22 protein-coding genes are annotated in these 21,865 nt (G+C 66.2%); 11 read left to right on the top strand and 11 right to left on the bottom strand.

The features are described from left to right. Window position 1 precedes the first annotated feature (1 nt). Together wecC and wecB are read right to left on the bottom strand one after the other, a co-directional pair. On the bottom strand, window positions 2-1,306 hold the full coding sequence (gene wecC, locus ACFFF7_RS05170) for a UDP-N-acetyl-D-mannosamine dehydrogenase (protein WP_379480287.1): 1,305 nt from the start codon (window positions 1,304-1,306) through the stop codon (window positions 2-4). Then, window positions 1,290-2,423: a non-hydrolyzing UDP-N-acetylglucosamine 2-epimerase gene (gene wecB, locus ACFFF7_RS05165; RefSeq protein WP_379480286.1), complete on the bottom strand. Its 1,134-nt coding sequence runs from the start codon at window positions 2,421-2,423 to the stop codon at window positions 1,290-1,292. The genes wecC and wecB overlap by 17 nt, the downstream gene beginning before the upstream one ends. Window positions 2,424-2,486: 63 nt before the next feature. Between wecB and ACFFF7_RS05160 the strand changes: the two genes are divergently transcribed. Then, on the top strand, window positions 2,487-3,485 hold the full coding sequence (locus ACFFF7_RS05160) for an NAD-dependent epimerase/dehydratase family protein (RefSeq protein ID WP_379480285.1): 999 nt from the start codon (window positions 2,487-2,489) through the stop codon (window positions 3,483-3,485). Window positions 3,486-3,489: 4 nt separating this feature from the next. Here the strand turns inward: ACFFF7_RS05160 and ACFFF7_RS05155 are convergent, their stop codons facing one another. After that, window positions 3,490-4,848, bottom strand: coding sequence for a sensor histidine kinase (locus ACFFF7_RS05155; protein WP_379480284.1), 1,359 nt, complete (start codon window positions 4,846-4,848; stop codon window positions 3,490-3,492). A gap of 109 nt (window positions 4,849-4,957) precedes the next feature. Here ACFFF7_RS05155 and dcd point away from each other — a divergent pair, with 109 nt between their 5' ends. The 9 genes from dcd (at window position 4,958) to ACFFF7_RS05110 (ending at window position 15,018) form a co-directional block, all read left to right on the top strand. Next, window positions 4,958-5,512 carry a dCTP deaminase gene (dcd, locus tag ACFFF7_RS05150; RefSeq protein WP_379480283.1) on the top strand — a complete coding sequence of 185 codons (555 nt, stop codon included), beginning with the start codon at window positions 4,958-4,960 and terminating at the stop codon, window positions 5,510-5,512. Window positions 5,513-5,578: 66 nt separating this feature from the next. After that, window positions 5,579-6,751, top strand: coding sequence for an acyl-CoA dehydrogenase family protein (locus tag ACFFF7_RS05145; protein ID WP_379480282.1), 1,173 nt, complete (start codon window positions 5,579-5,581; stop codon window positions 6,749-6,751). 60 nt (window positions 6,752-6,811) lie between these two features. After that, window positions 6,812-7,369, top strand: a complete 558-nt coding sequence (locus tag ACFFF7_RS05140; protein WP_379480281.1) for a DoxX family protein — start codon at window positions 6,812-6,814, stop codon at window positions 7,367-7,369. 19 nt (window positions 7,370-7,388) lie between these two features. Beyond that, on the top strand, window positions 7,389-8,585 hold the full coding sequence (locus tag ACFFF7_RS05135) for a saccharopine dehydrogenase family protein (protein WP_379480280.1): 1,197 nt from the start codon (window positions 7,389-7,391) through the stop codon (window positions 8,583-8,585). Beyond that, window positions 8,582-9,799: an MFS transporter gene (locus ACFFF7_RS05130; RefSeq protein ID WP_379480279.1), complete on the top strand. Its 1,218-nt coding sequence runs from the start codon at window positions 8,582-8,584 to the stop codon at window positions 9,797-9,799. The genes ACFFF7_RS05135 and ACFFF7_RS05130 overlap by 4 nt, the downstream gene beginning before the upstream one ends. Beyond that, window positions 9,796-10,953 carry an aminotransferase class I/II-fold pyridoxal phosphate-dependent enzyme gene (locus ACFFF7_RS05125; protein WP_379480278.1) on the top strand — a complete coding sequence of 386 codons (1,158 nt, stop codon included), beginning with the start codon at window positions 9,796-9,798 and terminating at the stop codon, window positions 10,951-10,953. Before ACFFF7_RS05130 ends, ACFFF7_RS05125 begins: the two co-directional genes overlap by 4 nt. 11 nt (window positions 10,954-10,964) lie before the next feature. Continuing rightward, a complete protein-coding gene (locus ACFFF7_RS05120; protein ID WP_379480277.1) occupies window positions 10,965-12,113 on the top strand; it encodes an alpha/beta fold hydrolase in 1,149 nt (382 codons plus the stop codon). A gap of 63 nt (window positions 12,114-12,176) precedes the next feature. Beyond that, the gene (locus tag ACFFF7_RS05115) at window positions 12,177-12,974 is read left to right on the top strand and encodes an enoyl-CoA hydratase/isomerase family protein (RefSeq protein ID WP_379480276.1); all 798 of its coding nucleotides are present in this window, start codon (window positions 12,177-12,179) and stop codon (window positions 12,972-12,974) included. 10 nt (window positions 12,975-12,984) lie between these two features. Next, entirely contained in the window at window positions 12,985-15,018 is a 2,034-nt protein-coding gene (locus ACFFF7_RS05110) for an oxidoreductase (protein WP_379480275.1), read from the top strand. Between the two features lie 41 nt (window positions 15,019-15,059). Here the strand turns inward: ACFFF7_RS05110 and ACFFF7_RS05105 are convergent, their stop codons facing one another. After that, the gene (locus ACFFF7_RS05105; RefSeq protein WP_379480274.1) at window positions 15,060-15,863 is read right to left on the bottom strand and encodes a hypothetical protein; all 804 of its coding nucleotides are present in this window, start codon (window positions 15,861-15,863) and stop codon (window positions 15,060-15,062) included. 155 nt (window positions 15,864-16,018) lie between these two features. Here ACFFF7_RS05105 and ACFFF7_RS05100 point away from each other — a divergent pair, with 155 nt between their 5' ends. Next, window positions 16,019-16,387 carry a hypothetical protein gene (locus ACFFF7_RS05100; protein WP_379480273.1) on the top strand — a complete coding sequence of 123 codons (369 nt, stop codon included), beginning with the start codon at window positions 16,019-16,021 and terminating at the stop codon, window positions 16,385-16,387. A gap of 12 nt (window positions 16,388-16,399) precedes the next feature. On the opposite strand, the gene ACFFF7_RS05095 is transcribed toward ACFFF7_RS05100, so the two are convergent. From ACFFF7_RS05095 to ACFFF7_RS05065, 7 genes are all read right to left on the bottom strand, one after another. Then, a complete protein-coding gene (locus ACFFF7_RS05095; RefSeq protein WP_379480272.1) occupies window positions 16,400-16,648 on the bottom strand; it encodes a hypothetical protein in 249 nt (82 codons plus the stop codon). Between the two features lie 149 nt (window positions 16,649-16,797). Continuing rightward, window positions 16,798-17,085, bottom strand: a complete 288-nt coding sequence (locus ACFFF7_RS05090) for a DUF1330 domain-containing protein (protein WP_379480271.1) — start codon at window positions 17,083-17,085, stop codon at window positions 16,798-16,800. Between the two features lie 122 nt (window positions 17,086-17,207). Further along, window positions 17,208-18,275, bottom strand: coding sequence for a ribonucleotide-diphosphate reductase subunit beta (locus tag ACFFF7_RS05085; protein ID WP_379480270.1), 1,068 nt, complete (start codon window positions 18,273-18,275; stop codon window positions 17,208-17,210). Between the two features lie 92 nt (window positions 18,276-18,367). After that, complete coding sequence (locus tag ACFFF7_RS05080; RefSeq protein ID WP_379480269.1) at window positions 18,368-18,763, bottom strand: PepSY domain-containing protein; 396 nt, start codon at window positions 18,761-18,763, stop codon at window positions 18,368-18,370. Window positions 18,764-18,868: 105 nt separating this feature from the next. Then, on the bottom strand, window positions 18,869-19,066 hold the full coding sequence (locus ACFFF7_RS05075) for a hypothetical protein (RefSeq protein ID WP_379480268.1): 198 nt from the start codon (window positions 19,064-19,066) through the stop codon (window positions 18,869-18,871). Window positions 19,067-19,069: 3 nt separating this feature from the next. Further along, the gene (locus ACFFF7_RS05070; protein ID WP_379480267.1) at window positions 19,070-19,462 is read right to left on the bottom strand and encodes an SPFH domain-containing protein; all 393 of its coding nucleotides are present in this window, start codon (window positions 19,460-19,462) and stop codon (window positions 19,070-19,072) included. Window positions 19,463-19,503: 41 nt separating this feature from the next. After that, window positions 19,504-21,531 (bottom strand): ribonucleoside-diphosphate reductase subunit alpha, encoded by a 2,028-nt coding sequence (locus ACFFF7_RS05065; RefSeq protein WP_379480266.1) that lies wholly within the window; start codon window positions 21,529-21,531, stop codon window positions 19,504-19,506. Between the last annotated feature and the right edge of the window lie 334 nt (window positions 21,532-21,865).

Raw genomic sequence — 21,865 nt, 5'->3', positions numbered from 1 at the left:
CCTAGCTCGCCAGTTTGAGGTTCTCGCGGTCCTGGCTTGTAGCGGGCTTGGGCTGGTCGAGCCAGATACCGCGGGTGTCATAGACATGGTGGCGCGCGCGTTCGGCCAGCGGTACGGCCTTGAACTGGTCATGGTCGACCAGCACGATCAGCACGCCGCAGGTCTCCAAAGCGGTGTCGATGTCGATCAGCTGCGCCCCCGTGCCCTCGAACTCGCGCGGCAGGGCGCTGGCATAGGGTTCGACCAAGCGCACCAGCGCGCCATATTTGCGCGCCAGGCGGGCAGCGACGGCGCGGGCCGGGCTTTCGCGGAAATCGTCGATATTGGCCTTGAAGGCCAGGCCAAGGCAGGCGACCGTTTGCCCGGGATGGGCTTCGATCAGCGCCTCGGCGCGCTGCACCACGTGGTGAATCTTGCCGTCGTTGACCCCGCGCGCGGTGCGGATCAGCGGGGTGTCCTCAGGCGCGCCGTGGACAATGAACCACGGATCGACCGCGATGCAGTGCCCGCCAACCCCCGGCCCCGGGGTCAGAATGTTGACCCGCGGGTGACGGTTGGCCAGCCGGATCACTTCCCACACGTCAAGCCCCATGCGGTCGGCAACGATCGACAGTTCGTTGGCGAAGGCGATGTTGACGTCGCGATAGGCGTTCTCGACCAGCTTGGTCATTTCGGCGCTGCGGCTGTCGGTGACCACGCAGGTGCCGCGCACGAACAGCTTGTAGAAGGTCAGCGCCTTGCGCGCGCAGCGCGGAGTGATCCCGCCGATCGAGCGATCGTTGTTGGTCAGTTCTTCGAGGATCTTGCCGGGCAGCACGCGCTCCGGGCAGTAGGCGATCGAAATGTCCGGGGTCTCGGCGGTCAGGTCAGGGCACTTGAGGTCTGGCCGCCGCGCCGCGATCAGGTCGCGCAGCTGTTCGGTGGTGCCGACCGGGCTGGTCGATTCGAGGATCACCGTGTCGCCGGGCTTCAGCACCCTGGCCACGGCTTCACCGGCGGCGAGGACATAGGATATGTCGGGCGCGTGATCCTGGTCGAACGGGGTCGGCACGGCGATGACGAAGACGTCGGCGGGGGCCATCTCGGTCGAGGCCTTGAGCAGTCCGCGCTGGACCACGCCGTGGACCAGCCCGTCGAGATCGACTTCCTCGATATGGATTTCGCCGCGGTTGATCGTGTCGACCACCGCCTGGGTCACGTCGACGCCGTGGACCTTGCAGCCGCTGCGCGCCACGACGGCGGCGGTGGGCAGGCCGATGTAGCCCAGCCCGACGACACAAACGTCCGGTTTAACGTCCGATTTCATTCCCCAGTCGCTCCACGATGCGCTGCGCGGCGTGCCCGTCCCCGAAGGGATTGTGCGCCCGCGCCATGTTTTCGTAGGCGGCCTTATCGTCGAGCAAGGTGAAGATTTCGGTAACGATAGTAGCGGTTTGGGTGCCGACCAGCTTGGCGGTTCCGGCCGTAACGCCTTCGGGACGCTCGGTTGTTTCGCGCATCACCAGCACCGGCTTGCCCAGCGCCGGGGCCTCTTCCTGGACCCCGCCGCTGTCGGTCAGCATGATCTCGGCGATCGCGAGCAGCCGGGCGAAATGCGGATAGTCGAGCGGTTCGATCAGCGCGACGTTGCCCAGCCCGCCCAGCGCCCGGTGCATCACCGCGCGGACATTGGGGTTGAGGTGGACCGGAAAGATCACCGCGACATCCGGGCGCGCGGCGATCTGGCGGATCGCCGCGGCGATCGCTTCCATCCCCCCGCCGAAGTTCTCGCGGCGGTGGCTGGTGACGCCGATGATCCGCTTGCCGGCAAAGCGCGCCTCGAGCTCGGCCAGCCCTGCTGCCAGTTCGGGCTGCGCGGCGATCCGGGCAGTGACCCAGTGCAGCGCGTCGATCACGGTATTGCCGGTAACGTCGACACGGGCTGCGGGGACGTTCTCGGCCAGCAATGCCGCCTCGCTCACCCCGGTCGGGGCGAAGTGCAGGCTGGCGATGGCGCCGATAATCTTGCGGTTCACCTCTTCGGGCCAGGGGTGATAGATGTTGCCGCTGCGCAAGCCCGCCTCGACATGGTCGACCGGCACCTTGCGGTAATAGGCGGCCAGCGCCCCGGCCATGGCCGTGGCGGTATCGCCCTGGACCATGACCCGGTCGGGCTGTTCGGCGTCCATCACCTTGCCCAGCTCGGTCAGCAGCGCGGCGGTCAGGCCGTCGAGGGTCTGGTCGGGGCGCATCAGGTCAAGGTCGTGATCGGGCACGATCCCGGCGATCTGCAGCACCTGGTCGAGCATCTGGCGATGCTGCGCCGAAACGCAGACCACCGACACGAAGCGCGGATCGGCCTCCAGCGCCTTGATCACCGGGAACAGCTTGATCGCTTCGGGCCGGGTGCCGAACACGATGAGGATTTTGGCGGGCTTGGTCATCGCTTTCGCCCCTACCACCCGAGAGTTAACCATGAAATAAGGCGGCGCGGTTAGGGAAGACAAATGCGTATTCTGGTTACCGGCGCCGCCGGGTTCATTGGTCATGCCCTGTCGCGCGCGCTGCTGGCGCGGGGCGACGTGGTTGTGGGGATAGACAACCTCAATGCCTATTACCAAGTCAGCCTGAAGCGCGACCGCGTGGCGACGCTGGCCGAGGCGGGGGGCAACCGCTTTGCCTTCCACGAAGTCGACTTCAGCGACATGGCCGCGCTCGATGCCGCGCTGGCCGGGGACGAGATCGACCGTGTGGTCCACCTCGGCGCCCAGGCCGGGGTGCGCTATTCGATCGAGAACCCGCAGGCCTATGTCGCCTCGAACCTGGCCGGCCACGTCAACCTGCTGGAGTTTGCGCGCCACCGCCGGCTGGATCACATGGTCTATGCCAGTTCCAGCTCGGTCTATGGCGGCAATGCCAAGCTGCCCTTCGCGGTCGAGGACCGGGTCGATCATCCGGTCTCGCTCTATGCCGCGACCAAGCGCGCCGACGAACTGATGAGCGAAACCTACGCCCATCTGTTCCGCCTGCCGCTGACCGGGCTGCGCTTCTTCACCGTCTATGGCCCGTGGGGGCGGCCCGACATGATGCTGTGGAATTTTACCCGGCGGATCCTGGCGGGCGAACCGATCCCGGTGTTCAACCACGGCGAGATGTACCGCGATTTCACCTACATCGACGACATCATCGCCGGGGTGGTGGCCTGCCTCGACCATCCGCCTGCCGATGATGGCGCGGAAAAGGCCGGGGGCAGCGTCAAGCCGCACGCGCTTTACAACATCGGCAACAACCGCAGCGAACACCTGATGAAGGTCGTCGGCCTGCTTGAAGAGGCCTGCGGCAGGACGGCTGAAATCGAATTCCTGCCGATGCAGCCGGGCGACGTCCACAAGACCTATGCCGACATTACCGCGATAACCCGTGACCTTGGCTATGCGCCGACCACTGCAATCGAGCAGGGGGTACCCGCCTTTGTCGACTGGTACCGCGCGTATCACCGGGTCTGACCGCTCAGTCGTCGCCTCGTTCAAGACCGCTGCGGATAAAGCTGAGCGTCACGATCACGCCGCTTTCCGGCCAGTCGCGTTCGATCGTGCCTTCGATCTGGCGCAGCACAGCATCGGTCATCCGGGTGCCGAACCCGCCGTCCGCGGCCGCATCGGCCGGTCCGCCGGCCGGGGACGGCGGACCACCCATTTCGCGCCAGATCAGCGTGGTCCGGGTCGTCCCGCTGTCGGTGGGCGCACAGGACCAGTCGATCACCAGGTGCCCGTCGGGTGACGACAGTGCGCCGTACTTGGCGGCATTGGTCGCCAGTTCGTGGACAATCAGCGCCAGCGGGGTGACCTGCTGGGCGGCAATCGCGCAGGGGCCGCCGCGCAAGCGGATGCGGTCCTCCGCCGCGTTCTGATAGGGGTCGAGCACCCCGCCGAGCAGGCGCTCCAGTTCGGTCAGGGCATCGGGCGTGGTGCCGAAGGCCAGGCTATGCGCCCGGGCCAGGGCATGGATGCGGTTGCTCAGGCTGGCGATGACCTCTTTGCTCTCGCCCTTGTCGCGCCCGGCCATGCCGACCAGCGACAGGACCACGCCGAACAGGTTCTTGACCCGGTGGTTGAGCTCCTGCGCAAGCAAGGTCACCTGCTCGTTGAGGCGGTGCAGGCGTTCGGCCTGGCTGGCGACGGCCTCGGCCTCGGCCCGCCGCCGCTCGCTGCGCACTGCCGCCCAGACCAGCAGCACCAGCGTGGCCCACATGGCGAGGAGCAGGGGCACCTGGCGCGCCTCGGCGCGGTCGACCGCGGCAAAGGCCGCCTCGCGGCGAATGCGCGGACCGGCCGAGAGCGCCGCCAGATTGCGGCGCAGGGTGTCCATCGTCGCCTTGCCGGTGCCCGTGCGGACCAGTTCGATCGCCGCATCGGTGCTGCCGGCACGGGCATAGCGCACGGTCTGGTCCAGCTCTTCCAGCTTGCCGTCAACCAGTCCGCCAAAGGCGCGCAGGCGATCCTCGTCCTCGGGATTGCCGCTGGTGCCCAGCTGCACTTCGAGCGTGCGGACCTCGTCGCCGATCCGCGCGCGGGCGGCATCATAGGGCCGCAGGTAACCCGGATCGCCGGTCAGCAGGTAGCCGCGCTGGCCGGTTTCGGCGTCGAGAAGCGATTGCTCGACCGCCTTGACCGCCATCATCGCGTCGGTCTCGCTCCGCGCGGTCTGACGGGCGCTGCGCTGGACAAAGGACGATTGCACCAGCAGCAGGCCGAAACCGACGATCACCGCGGTCAGCAGGACCAGGATCGCGGAAGGCGGCAGGGTGCCGAGTCGGCGCAAAGCGGCGCGATACCAGCGGGGCCGGTCGAAAGGGGGCTGCCCGGGCATGGCCGCCGACTAACACAGGCGCATGGCCGATAGAAGCAATCATCGCCTTCGGTGGACAAGCGGGCGGCTTCGCCTTGCCGCAAGCGCGGGCTTGGGCGATCAACCGGGCATGTCGATTCTCTCAGACCGCTGGATCCGCAACGAAGCCCGCCGTTCGGGCATGATCGAACCCTTTGTCGAGCGCCAGCAGGCGGGCGGCTGCATCTCCTACGGGCTGTCGTCCTATGGCTATGACGCGCGCGTCGCGGACGAGTTCAAGGTGTTCACCAACGTCCATTCGGCGGTGGTCGATCCCAAGAATTTCTCCGATACCAGCTTCGTCGACATGAAGACCGACTGCTGCATCATTCCGCCCAATTCGTTCGCCCTGGCACGCACGGTCGAATATTTCCGCATCCCGCGCGACGTGCTGGTGATCTGCCTGGGCAAGAGCACCTATGCCCGCTGCGGGATCATCGTCAACGTCACCCCGCTGGAGCCCGAATGGGAAGGCCACGTCACGCTGGAGTTTTCCAACACCACCCCGCTGCCGGCCAAGATCTATGCCAATGAAGGCGCCTGCCAGTTCCTGTTCCTGCAAGGCAACGAGCCATGCGAGGTCAGCTATGGCGACCGCGCGGGCAAGTACATGGGCCAGCGCGGGGTGACCCTGCCGCGCCTCTAGATTTTTGCATTTCATCGCGCGATTAAATCGTGCCACATCCCCGTGCAAACGAGGAGAGGCACGGCGATGGATACCCCCCTGTTCGATCAATGGCGCGCGCGATCCCCGCACTACGACGACAGCCACGAAGCAGTCTGCGACACGGTGCGGAAATTCGTCGCGCAGGAAATCACGCCGCATGTCGATGAATGGGAGGCCGCCGGCGAACTACCGCGCGACCTGCACCGCAAGGCCGCCGCAGCGGGCATCCTTGGCCTCAACTACCCCGAACACTTCGGCGGCACCGGCGACGCCTTCACCCTGTTCCACAGCCTGGTCCAGACCGAGGAGCTGGCCCGCCCCGGTGCCGGTGGAATCTGCGCTTCGCTGATGACCCACGGGATCGGTCTGCCGCCGATCCTGGCCATGGGCAGCAGGGATTTGCAGGAGCGGATCGCGCCGGCGGTGCTGGCCGGCGAGAAACTGATCTGCCTTGGCATTACCGAGCCTGGCGGCGGGTCCGATGTTGCCAACCTGCGCACCCGGGCCGAGCGCAAGGGCGCGCACTATGTCGTCAACGGCGAGAAGACCTTCATCACCACCGGCATGCGGGCCGACTACATCACCCTGGCGGTGCGCACCGGCGGCCCCGGCATCGGCGGCATTTCGCTGCTGCTGGTCGAAGCCGACCGCCCCGGCGTATCGCGCACCGCGCTGGACAAGATGGGCTGGCACGCCAGCGATACCGCCACCATCCATTTCGACGAAGTCGAGGTGCCGGCCGAGAACCTGATCGGGCCGGAGAACGGCGGCTTTGCCGGGATCATGCGCAATTTCAATGGCGAACGCCTGGGGATGAGCCAGCAGGCCAATGCCTTTGCCCGGATCTGCTTCGAGGATGCGCTCGACTGGGCACGGCAGCGCGAGACCTTCGGCAAACCGCTGGTGACCAACCAGGTGATCCGCCACAAGCTGGCCGACATGGTCCGGCGGATCCAGGCGACCCAGGCCTTCATCGATCACTGCGCCTGGTGCGTGCTGAACGACAAGGCCTTTCCCGGCGATTTCGCCCTGCTCAAGGTTCAGGCCACGCAGACCATGGAATTCTGTGCCCGCGAAGCCTGCCAGATTCTGGGCGGCGCCAGTTTCATGCGCGGCAGCCGGATCGAGCGGATCTACCGCGAGGTGCGGGTTATGGCGATCGGCGGCGGCAGCGAAGAGATCATGTTCGATCTGGCCAGCCGGCAATACCGCTTCTGAGCGGGAACATTCACCGCGGCGTGGTCGTTTAGGTTTCACAACCGGTTGGAGAGCTTCGTCATGTCTACCCTGGCTGCCGTCATCGGACGGATCCTGATTGCGGCGATCTTCATTGTCTCGGGCATTGGCAAGCTGATGAGCCCTGCCACGTTCGAAGCGATGATCACCGGCGCCGGGCTGCCCCCGGGCCTGGCCATTCCCACCGGCATGTTCGAAGTGCTGGCCGGCCTGGCCCTGGCGCTTGGCCTGATGACCCGGTTGACCGCGGTTCTGCTGTTCGGCTTCACCGCGCTGGCCACGCTGTTCTTCCACAGCCGCTTCTCCGATCCGATGCAGCTGACCATGGCGCTGAAGAATGCGGCGATCATGGGCGGGCTGCTGCTGGTCTTTGCCCACAGCCAGATGTGGTGGTCGTGGGACCGGATGCGGCTGGCCCGCAAGGGCGAGGTCGCGACGCTGACGGCGCAGCGCCAGGCCCACGAAGCCGAACTGCGCGCCGCCCGCGCCGAGGGCATGGCCGAAGGGGTGCGTACGGGACGGGTTGACCCCGGCGCGGTAGTGACCGATGTCGATGGCGACGGAGTGCCCGAGGTGCGCAAGCGCCGCTGGTGGGGATGATCGCTCCGCACGGAGGATCATGACTGGCACCGCAAAGGCATCACGCCCCTACGATATCGTCGTCTACGGCGCGACCGGCTATACCGGGCGGCTGGTGGCCGAATACCTGGCGCACCACTATCAGGGCGCTGGAAAAAGTGGGGGCCCGAAATGGGCCCTGGCCGGGCGCAGTGCCTCCAAGCTCGCTGAAGTGCGCGACCTGATCGGCGCGCCGGCGGACACCCCGCTGATCGTTGCCGATGCCGATGATCCCGCCAGCCTCAAGGCCATGGCGGAAAGCACCCGGGTGGTGGTGACAACGGTCGGGCCGTACCAGCTGTACGGCGAACCGCTGGTCAAGGCCTGCGTCGAAGCCGGAACCGACTATGCCGACCTGTGCGGCGAACCGGCGTGGATGCGCCAGATGATCGACGCCTATCACGAAGCGGCCAAGGCCTCTGGCGCGCGGATCGCGTTCTCGTCCGGGTTCGATTCGATCCCGTTCGATCTCGGTGTGCTGATGCTGCAGAAGGAAGCGGTGGCGCGCCACGGCAGCCCGGCGCCGCGGGTCAAGGGCCGGGTGCGGGGGATGCAGGGCACGTTCTCGGGCGGGACTGCGGCGAGCCTGACCGAAACGATGAAGGCGGTGGCCAAGAACCCCAAGCTGATCCCGATCCTGCAAAGCCCGTTCGGGCTGACCCCGGGTTTCGAAGGGCCGTCGCAGCCGATGGGCCTGATGCCCGAATACGAAGAGAGCGTCGGCAAGTGGGCCGCGCCGTTCATCATGGCGACAATCAATACCAAGAACGTCCACCGCACCAATTTCCTGCTCGGCCACCCCTATGGCGCCGACTTCAAGTACGACGAGATGATGCTGACCAGCGCCGGCGAGCTTGGCGAGAAGGCCGCCCATGCGATCGGTGAAATGCTCAAGAACCCGTTCGGTGCCAAGCCGCCCAAACCGGGCGAGGGGCCGAGCCAGGAAGAGCGCGAGAACGGCTTCTACGACGTACTGTTCATCGGCGAGTGGCCTGATGGCAAAAGGCTGCGCTATGGGGTCAAGGGTCGCTATGATCCGGGCTATGGTTCGACCAGCCGGATGATCGCCGAAACCGGCATCGCCCTGCTCAGCTGCACCGCGCCGGGCGGGGTGGCGACCCCGGGCGCACTGCTGGGCGAAGCTTTGGTCAAGCGCCTGCAAGATCACGCCGAGATTACCTTCGCAGTCGAGGAGTGAGCCCGGCGCAGAGCGATGGCGAATGGCGCCTGGGCTGGCGTATCGTCGCCGCCTGCGCGGTGGCCAACGGCACCGGGGTGTCGCTGATGTTCTTCACCTTCAGCCTGTTCCTGCTGCCGATCTCGCACGAGCTTGGGCTGACCCGCGGGCAGGGCGGACTGGTCCAGTCACTGATCGTCACTGCGGCGCTGGGCGCGCCGGTGATGGGCTATCTCGCCGATCGCATCGGCTTCCGGGCGCTTTTTCTTGGCTGCACGCTGGTGGTCGGGCTGATCGAATTGTTCGTGGCCTGGTGGGTGAACTCGATTCTCGGGCTGGCCGGGGCGATTGCCGCGGTCGGCTTTGTCGGCGGGGGCAGTGCGGTGGTGGTGCTGACCCGGCCAGTCAATGCCCACTTCCGCGCTGCCCGCGGGCTGGCGCTCGGGCTGGTCGGGGCGGGTGTATCGATCACCACGATTGTCGTGCCGCCGCTGCTCGAACGGATCATACGCGAAGACGGCTGGCGCAGCGGCTATATCGCATTGGCGGCAATCGCCGTCGTGGTCGGCATTCCAATGGTGCTGGCGCTGTTCCCGCGCAGCGCGGACAAGCCGCTGCGCACCGTGCCGGCGCTGTCGCTGGTATCCGAAGCTGGCGACCGGTCGTTTTTCCGTGCGCCCGACTTCTGGCTGCTGACCGCGGCCAACATCTTGGCCGCCGTGGCGATCTCGGGCGCGATCAGCCAGCTATCGCCGATGATCCAGGCCCAGGGACACGGCGCGGCGACCGCGGCGCTGGGCATATCGGCCTTTGCCGTGGGACAGCTGATGGGCAAGGTCGGCGGCGGGCTGCTGCTCGACCGGTTCGATCCGCGGCTGGTCGCCGCCATGCTCAACGCCATTCCGGCGCTTGGTTTCATCCTGCTGCTCTCCGGCCAGAGCGGCACTGCTGCGGTCCTGCTCGCTGCCGGGCTGATCGGTCTGCTGCAGGGCGCCGATATCGGCATTTTCGCCTACTTCGTGGCCCGGCGCTTTGACCTCGCACGCTATGGGACGATCTACGGGGCAATGTCGGGGCTCGGCTGGATCGGCACCGCCACCGGCGCAATCGGCTTCGGTGCGACCTATGACCGCTTTGCGACCTATGCCCCGGCCCAGGCCGCGGCGATCGGCTTCCTGATGCTCGCCGCGCTGGCGCTGCTGCAGGTTCGCCTGCCGGCACGGGCGCAGCGATGACCAGCCTGGCAGAGCGACTGGCCGTACCGCGCGCGACCACCGTGTTCGAACGGATGTCGGCCCTGGCGCGCGAGACCGGGTCGATCAACCTGGGCCAGGGCTTCCCCGACCTGCCCGATCCGCCCGAACTGATCGCCGCGGCGCAGCGTGCGCTGGCCGAGCGGTCGAACCAGTACCCGCCGATGCGCGGCCTGGCCGAGCTGCGTGCCGGGATTGCGGCGTTCTATGCGCGCGAGCAAGGGCAGGCGATCGATCCCGAAAAGATCGTCGTCACCTCGGGCGCGACCGAGGCGCTGGCGGCTGCGCTGCTGGCGCTGGTGGCGCCGCGGGACGAGGTGATCCTGGTCCAGCCCTGCTACGATGCCTATGCCCCGCTGGTCACGCGGGCCGGGGGCACGGTGCGCTATGTCAGCCTGGCCCCGCCGCACTGGACGCTCGACCCGGCGGCACTGGCTGCGGCGCTGGGGCCGAAGACCCGCGGGATCGTGCTCAACACCCCGAACAACCCGGTCGGCACCGTGCTCGACCGTGCCACCCTCGAGGCGATCGGTGCCCTGTGCGCGGCGCATGACCTCTGGCTGGTCTGCGACGAGGTGTGGGAGGGTATGATCCTCGACGGTACGCCGCATTGCTCGGCGCTGGACATTCCGGCACTGGCGCAGCGGACGGTCAAGATCGGCTCGGCCGGCAAGATCTTCTCGCTGACCGGATGGAAGGTCGGCTGGGCCGTGGCCGCGCCGCCGCTCGCCGCTGCGGTGGCGGCGCAGCACCAGTTCCTGACCTTCACCACTGCCACCCCGCTGCAATGGGCGGTGGCGGAAGGGCTGGCTCTGCCGCCGGACTGGCACCGCGCGCACCGCCAGCGCTATGCCGCGGCAAGGGCGTGGTTGTGCGACAGCCTGACCGCCGCCGGCTATTGCGTGCTGCCCGCCAGCGGTACGTGGTTCGTGACCATCGATCTCGCTGCCTCGGGTCTGCCGGCCGATGACGAGGCGGTGGCGCAGCGCCTGATCGCCGAGGCCCGCGTTGCCGCGATCCCGGTTTCGGCCTTCTATGCCGAGCAGCCCGAGCGCGGCTTTCTGCGGCTCTGTTTTGCCAAGGACGATGTAATGCTGGACGAAGCGGCGCACCGGCTGGCACAATTCCGGTCCTGATGGGGGCAAAGATGGCAGGTACTTACGAGCGGATTTCTTACCTGGTGGTGTTCGACGAGACGAGCGCCTTCAAGGACACCTATGGCGGCGCGATCGGCAAGGTCGCGGTCGAATGCCAGCTGCTCCAGCCCGATGTGCCGTCGGACAGCGTGGTGATCTTTTCGCACCCGATCGGCGGTGGCGCCTATCTGCCGCTGGTCGGCCAGCTGGCGAAAATGGGCGTCCACACGATCTACTGCAACCCGCGCTATCGCGGCAACGACACCGCGCTGATCATGGAGCGCGCGGTGATGGACCTGGGCGCCTGCGTCCGCGATGCAAAAGAGCGGCTGGGCTACAAAAAGGTCTATCTCGGAGGATGGTCGGGCGGCGGATCGCTGTCGATGTTCTACCAGGCCGAAGCCCAGGATCCGCGCGTCACGCACACCCCGGCGGGCGACCCTTACGACCTCACCGCGGCAAAGTTCATTCCGGCCGACGGGGTCATGCTGCTCGCCGCGCATCTTTCGCGCAACCTGACCCTGACCGAGTGGATGGACCCCTCGATCGAGGACGAAGGCCGCCCGTTCGAGCGCAATCCGGCGTGGAACCTCTATGCTGCCGATGGCCCCAAGCCGCCCTATTCATTGGATTTCCTGACCGAATACCGTGCTCGCCAGATCGCCCGCAACCGCCGCATCACCGCTTGGGTCAAGGACCAGCTGGCCGATCTGAAGGCCCAGGGACTGGAGAACCTCGAGCGTTGCTTCACCGTCCAGGGGACCATGGCGGACCCGCGCTGGCTCGATCCCACGGTCGATCCCAACGAGCGCATGCCGAACCATTGCATGCTCGGCGATCCCTTCGTGGTCAACGACGGGCCGGTCGGCCTGGCGCGCTTCACCACGCTGCGCTCGTGGCTGTCGCAGTGGTCCTACGACGATAGCCAGGCCGACGGCCTCAAGTGCGCGGCGCGGATCGCCTGTCCGATGCTGGTGATCGAAAACGGCGCCGACGATGCCTGCACCCCCAGCCACGCCGCGCGGCTGATGGCGGCGGCCAGCCGCTGCAGCATCGAACACCGCACGATTGCCGGGGCCAACCATTATTACTTCGGTCAGCCCGGCCACGTCCAGCAGGCCGCCGAGACCGTGCGCGACTGGATCGCGGCGCAAAGCTAACCGCTTGCCTTGCCTGCCCGAGCCGTTTAATCGATCGATTAAACAAACGCGGGAGAGCGGGACATGGCGGCCGACTATCAGACGATCACGGTCGAAAAGCGCGGCGCGGCCGACTGGCTGACGCTGAACCGGCCCGACGCGCTCAATACCATCAACGCGGCGATGGTCGGTGAGCTCAACGACTATTTCGGCAAGCTCTATCACGACGGCTCAGTCCGTGTCGTGGTCATGCGCGGCGCGGGCAAGGCGTTCTGCGCCGGGCTCGACATCAAGGAGCATGCGCGCGGCGAAGTGCCGTTCGGCGGCGGCTTCGGCTTCCAGGGCTGGCTGGCCGACGTCTACATCAAGATGCGCCGCTGCCCGCAGCCGATCGTCTCGCTGATCCACGGCCCGGCCTGCGGCGGCGGCTTTGCCTTTGCCCTGGCCAGCGACATCCGCCTGGCCGGGGAAAGCGCGCGGATGAACGCGGCCTTCATCCGCATCGGCCTGTCTTCCTGCGACATGGGGGTCAGCTATTTCCTTCCCCGGCTGGTCGGCGCGTCGATCGCCTCCGAACTGATGCTGACCGGGCGCTTCCTTCACGCCCCGCGGGCGCTGGCGACCGGGCTGGTCGCCGAAGTGGTCCCCGACGACCAGCTCGAGGCCGCAGCCCAGCCGTGGATCGACGACCTGCTCCACGCTTCGCCAATGGGCCTCAGAATGACCAAGGAAGGGCTGGTCATGGCGATCGACGCGGGCAGCCTGGAAAGCGCCATGGCGATCGAGAACCGCAACCAGCTGATGTGCGCCAAAAGCGCCAACTTTGCCGAAGGCATGCGCGCCTTCATCGAAAAGCGCGCGCCCGTCTATGCTCCTGAATGAAAGCCGCCCGATGACCCCGCACCCGCGTTATCCGCACGTCTTCTCGCCGCTGCAGATCGGCAGCCAGACGATCAAGAACCGCATCCTGATGGGTTCGATGCACACGGGCCTGGAAGACCTGCCCGATGCGGCCGAACGACTTTCGGCCTACTTTGTCGAGCGTGCGAAGGGCGGGGTCGGGATGATCATCACCGGCGGGATCGGCCCTCACCCGGTTGCGGGCCACGGGGCCAAGCTGCTGAACGACAATGACGCGGCGATGCATCGCCAGGTGACCGGCGCGGTCCACGCTGCCGCCCCCGACGTCAAGATCGTCATGCAGATCCTGCATACCGGGCCGCTGGCAGGGACACCGGACTGCGTTGCGCCGTCCCCGGTCAAGTCGCGGATCGCGCGCTATCAGCCCAATGAGCTGAACGAAGAGGGCATCGCCGAGCAGATCGCCGCCTTCGCCAACTGCGCCCGGCTGGCCCAGTCGGCGGGCTATGACGGGGTCGAGATCATCGGCTCGGCCGGATACCTCATCTCCACCTTCCTGGTCGAAAAGACCAACCAGCGCAGCGACCGCTGGGGCGGATCGTGGGAGAACCGGATGCGCTTCCCGGTTGAGGTGGTGCGCGCCGTGCGCGCCGCGGTCGGCCCCGATTTCATCTTCATTTTCCGCATCTCGGCAATGGACATGCTCCAGGGCGGGCTGGCCTGGGACGAAGTGGTAAGCCTGGCCAAGGCGCTCGAGGCCGAGGGCGTCGACGTCATCTCGACCCATTTCTGCTGGCACGAAAGCTTCGTCCCGACGATTGCCACCATGGTCCCGCGCGCGGCCTTTGCCGGGGTGACCGGGCGGCTGCGCAAGGAACTGTCGATTCCCGTCATCACCAGCAACCGCATCAACATGCCGCAGGTGGCCGAAGAGGTGCTGGCCCGCGGCGACGCCGATCTGGTCTCGATGGCGCGGCCGATGCTGGCCGATGCCGAACTGGTCGCCAAGGCCTTCGACGGGCGCGAGGATCAGATCAACACCTGCATCGCCTGCAACCAGGCCTGCCTCGATCACACCTTCACCGGCCGGCTGACCTCGTGCCTGGTCAACGCCCGCGCCTGCCGCGAAACCGACATCGCGATTACCCCGGCCGCTGCGCCGCGGCGGATTGCCGTGGTCGGGGCCGGACCGGCCGGCCTCGCCTATGCCACCATTGCCGCCCAGCGCGGCCATAGCGTCACGCTGTTCGACGCGGCGGGCGAGATCGGGGGCCAGTTCAACCTCGCCAAGCGCATCCCCGGCAAGGAGGAATTTCACGAGACTCTGCGCTATTTCGCGCGGATGATCGAAGTCCACGGGATCGACCTGCGGCTCAACACCCGCGCCGATGCGGCGGCGCTGGCGGCGGAGGGCTTTGACGAGGTGGTTGTCGCCACCGGGATCACCCCGCGCACCCCGGCCATCCCAGGGATCGATCACCCCAAGGTGGTGCGTTACATCGACGTGATCCGCGGCGATGCGCCGGTCGGGCAGAAGGTCGCGATCATGGGCGCGGGCGGGATCGGCTTCGACGTGGCCGAGCTGATCACCCACGCCGGGACCAGCGCGGCGATGGACGTCGACGTCTTCGCCCGCGAATGGGGGGTCGATTTCACCAACCACCCGCGCGGCGGGGTGACTGGGATCGAACCGCAGGTCGCGCGCAATGACCGCGAGGTGACCCTGCTCCAGCGCAAGGCCACCCCCGTCGGCCAGGGGCTGGGCAAGACCACCGGCTGGACGCACCGGCTGACCCTGCAGCGCCGCGGCGTGCGGATGGTCTCGGGCGTGGAATACGTCCGGATCGACGATGCCGGACTGCACTGCACGATCGGCGGTGAGCCGTCGTTGCTGGCAGTCGACACGGTCATCGTCTGCGCCGGGCAGGAAAGCGAACGGTCGCTCTATGACGATCTCGTTGCAAGGGGCGTAACCGCGCAGCTGATCGGCGGCGCTTATGAGGCCGGCGAACTCGACGCCAAGCGCGCGATCCAGCAGGCGACCGAACTGGCCGTGGCGGTCTAGCGGGCAGGCTTATCGCGGTGTCCTGTCTGGCGGAAGGGCCCTTACTTGCGACGCTTGCTCTTTGCCTGGGCCTGCAGTTCGGCAGCGGCAGCTTCCGCAGCATCCCGCGCGTCCAGCGCAGCCTGTCGCGCTGCGGATTGCGCTGACGCCGAACTGGTGGTCGAAGGATCAGCCGGTTCGGGCGTTGCCATCATGTCCTGCATCTGGTCATTCCAAGGCTTTTCAGGCCCCTTGAGCTGACGCTCGATATCGGCCGCGATCAAGCGGCTCACCGGATCAGCAGCATTTGCCGCATAGCGCGCTCGTTCCGCTTCGAGCAGCGCCTTGCGCTCCGCTTCGGGAAGAATGGCGGCACGTACATAAAGCCCGGTCAACAATGGCCAAGGGCCCTGAGGGTCGAGCGCATCCTCGGCCCAACGCGAAAAAGGCCCACCAGCCGGCCGCCATTTGCCGTCCTCCTTCGACAGGAAGAACAGGGCCGTAGTTCCCATCGGAAACATATAGCGAATGCAGCCCCCGATATATGACAGCGGATGGGCCTGGTGAAGTTCATAGGGGTTGGACAGGATCGCAAAGCGGTCCGGTGCCAGCGACAGTCCAGGAAGCGTGATCGGCGCGGGCGGCAGCGCCCCCTTCAGCGCCGACAATGGCTGGATCACGATTTTCACGCCGTCCATCGTGCCATCGCTCATCTTTTGTCCGCCGATTACGCGGCCAAGCACGATAAGCTCGGCCTTACCAGCCAGCTCGAGATTGGTCGGGACACGGTAGGTGCGGACGACGCTGCATGCAGTCGCCGGCATGGCGGCGAACAGGCAAACCAGAGCAAAGGCTGATCGAATCATTTGCATAATGTGCAACCGGGCTGGAGCGTTGGCAATGCGAAGTCCGCCCGGCATCCGGCCAGGCGATATCCCATCCGGCGCACGCAGCCCCCGTCTGATGGCTCGCGCGCGGCGGCAAAGGTGTTATGCTGCACGCAACTTGGGGGAGCCGACCGATGACTGCCTTTCGCCTGTACCTGATCCTCGCCTGGACCGCGCTGGTCGCCTTCACCGCGCTGGTCATTGCGCGCGACGGGCTGAACCTGCTGCCGGTGTTCTTCGGCGACATGGCGCGCGGCCACTGGCCCGGCCAGTTCAATGCCGATTTCATGACCATGCTGGCGCTGTCCGGCCTGTGGACCGGGTGGCGCAACGGGTGGAGCGGCCGGGGCTGGGCGCTGGCTGTCGCCGCCTTCCTGCTCGGCGGGGGCTTCCTGATGGCCTACCTGCTGGTGCTGCTGCGGCGCGAGCAGGGCGATATGCAGCGCGTGTTGCTGGGCGTCCACGGCGGGGGCGCGGCGCCGCAGCGGCGCTGGAGCGACTGAGCCTGCGCGGTCTTACTTCGTCGGACTGGCCGAGGAGGCCGGCGCTGCCTCACCGGCCGGAACGTTGGTCATGGCGGTGGTCGGCAGGTTGACCGGGACAGCAGGCTCGGTCGGGTTCTCGGCAATGAAATCGGTCGAAGGGGCTTCGACTTCGGCCGGCGCCGTGGCTTGCTGCTTCGAACAGGCGCCAAGCGCCACCACGGCGGCGATGCCCAGCATCACGGTGGTGCGGTGAACGACGGTGGCGGTGCGGCTGGTCATGAAGCGGTCCTTTCCGGTTGCTTGTCGTGACCGAATAACACGCCGCGGCGCACCTGCCATGATCTGAATCAACAAGCCCGCCGCCCACCTGCCGGGCGGCAGGTGATGCGGGGAAGACAGGCCATTGCCTGCCGCCGGGGCGTGCGGCGCTAGAGCCCGTCGATCAGCAGCACGCGATAGTCTGCACCGGCAAAGCGCAGCTTGCGCGCGTCCTGATAGGCGTCGGACTGGTACCAGGCCCGCGCTTCGTCCATCGTCGGAAACTGGACCACCACCGCGCCCTTGGCCTCGGGCCCCTCAAGCGTCTCGATCGCACCGTAATAGGCCAGCGGCGTGCCGGCGTGGCCGGCCAGCGATGGCCCGGCCTTGGCCGAATAGTCGGCCATAGTCGCGGCATCGTGTTCGAGTTCCTTGATGAAAACCAGATAGGCGGGCATCGTTCTCTCCCTGCTGTGCGTTGTGCCCCGCCAAGGTGGCCGCGCGCGCAGGGCGAGTCTACCGGCAATTTCATCGCGCGGTTAAATTGGGCGGAGTGCCCGGGGATGCCCGGGCGGCAACTCTACTCCGCCGCCACACCGGCCCCGCCGAACATATCCGGCTCGCTTCCGGCTTCGCCCGCTTCGTTCGCGGCGATCACTTCGCTGCCCTTGGCCTTGCGGCGCTGGTCGAAGCTGGACCAGACGTCCTGCCAGTTGCCCTTGGTCGCGCCCTTCGAATATTCGGTCGCGCGGGTTTCGAAGAAGTTGGCGTGTTCGACGCCGTTGAGCAGCGGCGCGAGCCAGGGGAGGGGGTGGTCCTCGACCATGTAGATCGCCGGCAGGCCCAGCTGGCCCAGCCGCCAGTCGGCAATGTAGCGGATGTAGCGCTTGATTTCCTTGGGGCTCATCCCCGGGACCGGGCCCTGTTCGAAGGCGAGGTCGATGAAGGCATCTTCCAGCCGCACGGTCTTCTGACAGCAGTCGATGATGTCTTCCTTGACCGCCTTGGTCAGGCAATTGCGCTCGGCCACGAAGGCGTGGAACAGCTTGGTGATGCCTTCGCAGTGCAGGCTTTCGTCGCGCACCGACCAGGTGACGATCTGGCCCATGCCCTTCATCTTGTTGAAGCGCGGGAAGTTCATCAGCATGGCGAAGCTGGCGAACAGCTGCAGCCCTTCGGTAAAGCCGCCGAACATCGCCAGGGTGCGGGCGATATCCTCGTCATTGTCGACCCCGAACTGGGCGAGGTAATCGTGCTTGTTGCGCATCTCCTCGTACTCGAGGAACATGCCGTATTCGCTTTCGGGCATGCCGATGGTGTCGAGCAGGTGCGAGTAGGCGGCGATGTGGACCGTTTCCATGTTGCTGAACGCGGCCAGCATCATCTTGATCTCGGTCGGCTTGAACACGCGGCCGTACTGCTCGTGATAGCAGTTCTGCACGTCGATATCGGCCTGGGTAAAAAAGCGGAAGATCTGCGTCAGCAGGTTGCGCTCATGGTCGCTGATCTTCTGCGCCCAGTCGCGGCAATCCTCGCCCAGGGGCACTTCCTCGGGCATCCAGTGGATCTGCTGCTGGCGTTTCCACATGTCGTAAGCCCACGGATATTCGAACGGCTTGTAGGTCTTGCGGGCTTCGAGCAGGGGCATGGGAAACGACTCCGGTTAAGCGGTCAGTATAGGGTGAAGGCGCACAGGCCCAAAGGGGCGGCGCGGCAGCGAATTGGGGATAGCGCGGCGGCTCATTTCCAGAACCACCCGGGCTTGAGCGCACGGTCCTTCCGGTTGCGCCACATCTGGATGTAGAGCCACAGCCCCGAGAAGGAAAAGAACACCAGCGCCAGCCCCGACAGGGTGGCGATCACCGTGCCGAGCGGGCCGAAGGTCTCGCCCGAATGGAGGTGGTGGACCACCCCGACCCACGAGCGGCTGCCGCTCGGCTTGGGGCGGCAGACCATGCTTTCAGGGCAGGTGAAGCCGGCCGGGACCGCAGGCGCGGCCGCGACCGGGCGATCGGCGTCGCCCTCGCCGCCGAACATTTCGCCCCACATCGGGATCTGGCTGATCACCCCGGTGATCGAGATCCACAGCAGGAACACCCCGAAAATCACCGAAAGCCAGCGATGGTATTTACGCACGTATCATTCTCCTTGGTTGTTGCGAATCGTTCGCAACAACAAGCCGAGCGCGGCACGCGGGGCAAGCCCCTGCCGTGTCGCCAATTGTAACCGCCGCGGCGCGGCTCAAGACCAGTGCCCCAGCGCCAGGGTGAACACCGTCAGCGCGAGGCCCCCGGCGGTCAGCATCATCCCGACGATGCGCCGGCCATAGACCGACTGCTGGTTCGACTGATCGCCGCGCAGAGCGCCCAGCAGCGTCACCGCGCCGACCGCCAGCAGGACCAGCCCGATCCCGAGCGTCAGGGGCGAGCCGAGACCCACCCGTCAGCGCTGGTCGAGGCGCCGTGCCTCGGTCACCGGCAGTCCGGCTTCGGTCGGCACGTAGATCAGCGAGGACTTGGTGTTCTCCAGCGCCTGGATCTGCAGATAGCGCAGGTAGCCTTCGGGCCCGCCGAGCGAGTTCTGCAGGATGGCATTGGCCTTGGCCGCCCCCTCGGCGCGGATCACCTCGGCTTCGGCGAGGCTGATCGCGCTTTCCTTCTTGGCCCGCGCTTCGAGGATCGCGACCTGGCGGCTGCTCTGCGCCTCGGCCAGCGCGGCCTCGCCCGCCAGCCGCTGCTGGTAGACGCGGTACTGCGGCCAGCCGATCAGGAAGGCGGCAACGATCACCGCCGCCACGGCCAGTCCGACCGCGCTGCATCCTGCTTTCTGGTCCATCGCCAAGGCTCCCTTCAGCCGCTCGGATACCGGGCTTGCCATTACTGGCAGGCCAGGCATTCCTCGTAGTCGGTTTCCTGCGCGGCGAGTTCGATCTTCGGCGCTTCGGCGGTGTTATCCGCTTCGACGCCGCCGGCGAACCCGGCGCGCTGGACCGACTTCGAGCGCAGGTAGTAAAGGCTCTTGATGCCCTTTTCCCAGGCCTGGAAGTGCAGCTGCATCAGGTCCCACTTCTCGACATCGGCGGGGATGTAGAGGTTCAGTGACTGGGCCTGGTCGATATAGGGGGTGCGGTCGGCCGCGAATTCGAGCAGCCAGCGCTGGTCGATCTCGAAGCTGGTCTTGTAGACCGCCTTTTCCTCAGGCGAGAGGAAGTCGAGGTGCGCAACCGAACCGCCGCGTTCGAGGATCGAATTCCACACGTTGGTCGAATCCTTGCTCTTCGAAGCCAGCAGCTTTTCAAGGTAGGGGTTCTTGACCACGAAGCTGCCCGACAGCGTCTTGTGAGTGTAGATATTGGCCGGGATCGGCTCGATGCAGGCGCTGGTGCCGCCGCAGATGATCGAGATCGAGGCGGTCGGGGCGATCGCCATCTTGCAGCTGAAGCGCTGCATCACGCCCATGTCGGCGGCATCGGGGCAGGCGCCGCGTTCCTGGGCGAGCATCAGGCTGGCCTCATCGGCCTTGGCGGCGATGTGCTTGAACATCTTCATGTTCAGCGCCTTGGCCATCGCGCTTTCAAAAGCGACGCCCTTCTTCTGCAGGTAGGAATGGAAGCCCATCACCCCCATGCCGACCGAACGTTCGCGCGCCGCGGAATACTTGGCGCGGGCCATCTCGTCGGGGGCGCGGTCGATATAGTCCTGCAGGACATTGTCGAGAAAGCGCAGCACGTCTTCGATGAAGACCTCGTCCTTGTTCCACTCTTCCCAGGTTTCCAGGTTGAGGCTGGACAGGCAGCACACCGCAGTGCGGTCGTTGCCGAGGTGGTCCTTGCCCGTCGGCAGGGTGATTTCCGAGCACAGGTTCGAGGTCGATACCTTGAGCCCCAGGTCGCGGTGATGCTTGGGCATCATCCGGTTCACCGTGTCGGAGAAGACGATATAGGGCTCACCCGTGGCCAGGCGGGTCTCGACCAGCTTCTGGAACAATGCGCGGGCATCGACCGTCGCGCGGACCGAGCCGTCCTTGGGCGACTTGAGGGCGAATTCGGCCCCGTCGCGCACGGCTTCCATGAAGTCGTCGGTCAGCAGCACGCCGTGGTGGAGGTTTAGTGCCTTGCGGTTGAAGTCGCCCGAAGGCTTGCGGATCTCGAGGAACTCCTCGATCTCGGGATGCGAGATATCGAGGTAGCACGCGGCCGAACCACGGCGCAGCGAACCCTGCGAAATGGCCAGCGTAAGCGAGTCCATCACCCGGACGAAGGGAATGATCCCGCTGGTCTTGCCGTTGAGGCCGACCGGCTCGCCGATTCCGCGGACATTGCCCCAATAGGTGCCGATCCCGCCGCCGCGCGACGCCAGCCAGACGTTCTCGTTCCAGGTCCCGACAATCCCTTCAAGACTGTCGCTGACCGAGTTGAGATAGCACGAAATCGGCAAGCCGCGGTTGGTGCCGCCATTCGACAGCACCGGGGTGGCAGGCATGAACCACAGCCGGCTGATATAATCATAGAGGCGCTGGGCATGGTCCTGATCGTCGGCATAGGCCGCCGCGACGCGCGCGAAAAGATCCTGATAGCGCTCGCCCGGCAGCAGGTAGCGATCGTCGAGCGTTTCCTTGCCGAAATCGGTCAGCAGCGCATCGCGGGCGTGGTCGACCTCGACCGCGAAGCGGCGATCGTGGATCGCCTTGCTGTCGTCGGTGGGTTTGGACACGGCCTTGGCCATTTCGCCCATCGCCCCGGCCAGCGCCTCAGCCCCCAGCTTGTCGATCAGGTCCGCCGATCCGGCATCGGTCTTGCTGTCCATGGCCATTGCCGGGCGCTTGCCCGCCTCCTTGTGCTGCTGCGCGGGGGCCGCCTCGCCGGTCGTGGTGATATCGTCCAGCGTTGCTTCAAGTTCGGCCATGCCCGGCTCTTCTCCGTTTCTGAAATCCACTATTGCCCCCGTCATCCACTGTCCTGGCGGCCGCTGTAGCGGCGCCGCTTGTTCTCTATGTGTTCGAATCGGTGTGCAAACCCCGATCCTACCAGAATGGGAGAACGAAAGGGGAAAAACTTATCCCCATTCGATCCCCAGACTGGTCCCGCACAACACCGTGTCCAAGGCCCGAATCCCCCCGCTCGCGCCGGGCGCGAATTTGCGAATGAATCTAAGTCTTGAGCCCCCCGGCTTGTCCGACCACTATCTATAGTGCCTAACCCTGACTCCGGCGCAAGAGGGTAAATCATACGATAACCCC

Source organism: Novosphingobium aquiterrae (assembly GCF_042434435.1).
In the GTDB taxonomy this organism is placed as follows: Bacteria; Pseudomonadota; Alphaproteobacteria; order Sphingomonadales; family Sphingomonadaceae; genus Novosphingobium; species Novosphingobium aquiterrae.
Note: the sequence above shows the minus strand (reverse complement) of the source record. Positions and strands in the feature narration are given on the sequence as shown.

What these genes read in the sequence shown, in the direction of transcription:
- ACFFF7_RS05115 (WP_379480276.1), top strand. Translation starts at nt 12,177, where the DNA reads ATGGCGGCCGACTATCAGACGATCACGGTCGAAAAGCGCGGCGCGGCC.
- ACFFF7_RS05135 (WP_379480280.1), top strand. Translation starts at nt 7,389, where the DNA reads ATGACTGGCACCGCAAAGGCATCACGCCCCTACGATATCGTCGTCTAC.
- ACFFF7_RS05110 (WP_379480275.1), top strand. Translation starts at nt 12,985, where the DNA reads ATGACCCCGCACCCGCGTTATCCGCACGTCTTCTCGCCGCTGCAGATC.
- ACFFF7_RS05120 (WP_379480277.1), top strand. Translation starts at nt 10,965, where the DNA reads ATGGCAGGTACTTACGAGCGGATTTCTTACCTGGTGGTGTTCGACGAG.
- ACFFF7_RS05095 (WP_379480272.1), bottom strand. Translation starts at nt 16,648, where the DNA reads ATGACCAGCCGCACCGCCACCGTCGTTCACCGCACCACCGTGATGCTG.
- ACFFF7_RS05100 (WP_379480273.1), top strand. Translation starts at nt 16,019, where the DNA reads ATGACTGCCTTTCGCCTGTACCTGATCCTCGCCTGGACCGCGCTGGTC.
- ACFFF7_RS05155 (WP_379480284.1), bottom strand. Translation starts at nt 4,848, where the DNA reads ATGCCCGGGCAGCCCCCTTTCGACCGGCCCCGCTGGTATCGCGCCGCT.
- ACFFF7_RS05140 (WP_379480281.1), top strand. Translation starts at nt 6,812, where the DNA reads ATGTCTACCCTGGCTGCCGTCATCGGACGGATCCTGATTGCGGCGATC.
- ACFFF7_RS05145 (WP_379480282.1), top strand. Translation starts at nt 5,579, where the DNA reads ATGGATACCCCCCTGTTCGATCAATGGCGCGCGCGATCCCCGCACTAC.
- ACFFF7_RS05070 (WP_379480267.1), bottom strand. Translation starts at nt 19,462, where the DNA reads ATGGACCAGAAAGCAGGATGCAGCGCGGTCGGACTGGCCGTGGCGGCG.
- wecC (WP_379480287.1), bottom strand. Translation starts at nt 1,306, where the DNA reads ATGAAATCGGACGTTAAACCGGACGTTTGTGTCGTCGGGCTGGGCTAC.
- ACFFF7_RS05160 (WP_379480285.1), top strand. Translation starts at nt 2,487, where the DNA reads ATGCGTATTCTGGTTACCGGCGCCGCCGGGTTCATTGGTCATGCCCTG.
- ACFFF7_RS05125 (WP_379480278.1), top strand. Translation starts at nt 9,796, where the DNA reads ATGACCAGCCTGGCAGAGCGACTGGCCGTACCGCGCGCGACCACCGTG.
- ACFFF7_RS05090 (WP_379480271.1), bottom strand. Translation starts at nt 17,085, where the DNA reads ATGCCCGCCTATCTGGTTTTCATCAAGGAACTCGAACACGATGCCGCG.
- ACFFF7_RS05085 (WP_379480270.1), bottom strand. Translation starts at nt 18,275, where the DNA reads ATGCCCCTGCTCGAAGCCCGCAAGACCTACAAGCCGTTCGAATATCCG.
- ACFFF7_RS05105 (WP_379480274.1), bottom strand. Translation starts at nt 15,863, where the DNA reads ATGATTCGATCAGCCTTTGCTCTGGTTTGCCTGTTCGCCGCCATGCCG.
- ACFFF7_RS05065 (WP_379480266.1), bottom strand. Translation starts at nt 21,531, where the DNA reads ATGGCCGAACTTGAAGCAACGCTGGACGATATCACCACGACCGGCGAG.
- wecB (WP_379480286.1), bottom strand. Translation starts at nt 2,423, where the DNA reads ATGACCAAGCCCGCCAAAATCCTCATCGTGTTCGGCACCCGGCCCGAA.
- dcd (WP_379480283.1), top strand. Translation starts at nt 4,958, where the DNA reads ATGTCGATTCTCTCAGACCGCTGGATCCGCAACGAAGCCCGCCGTTCG.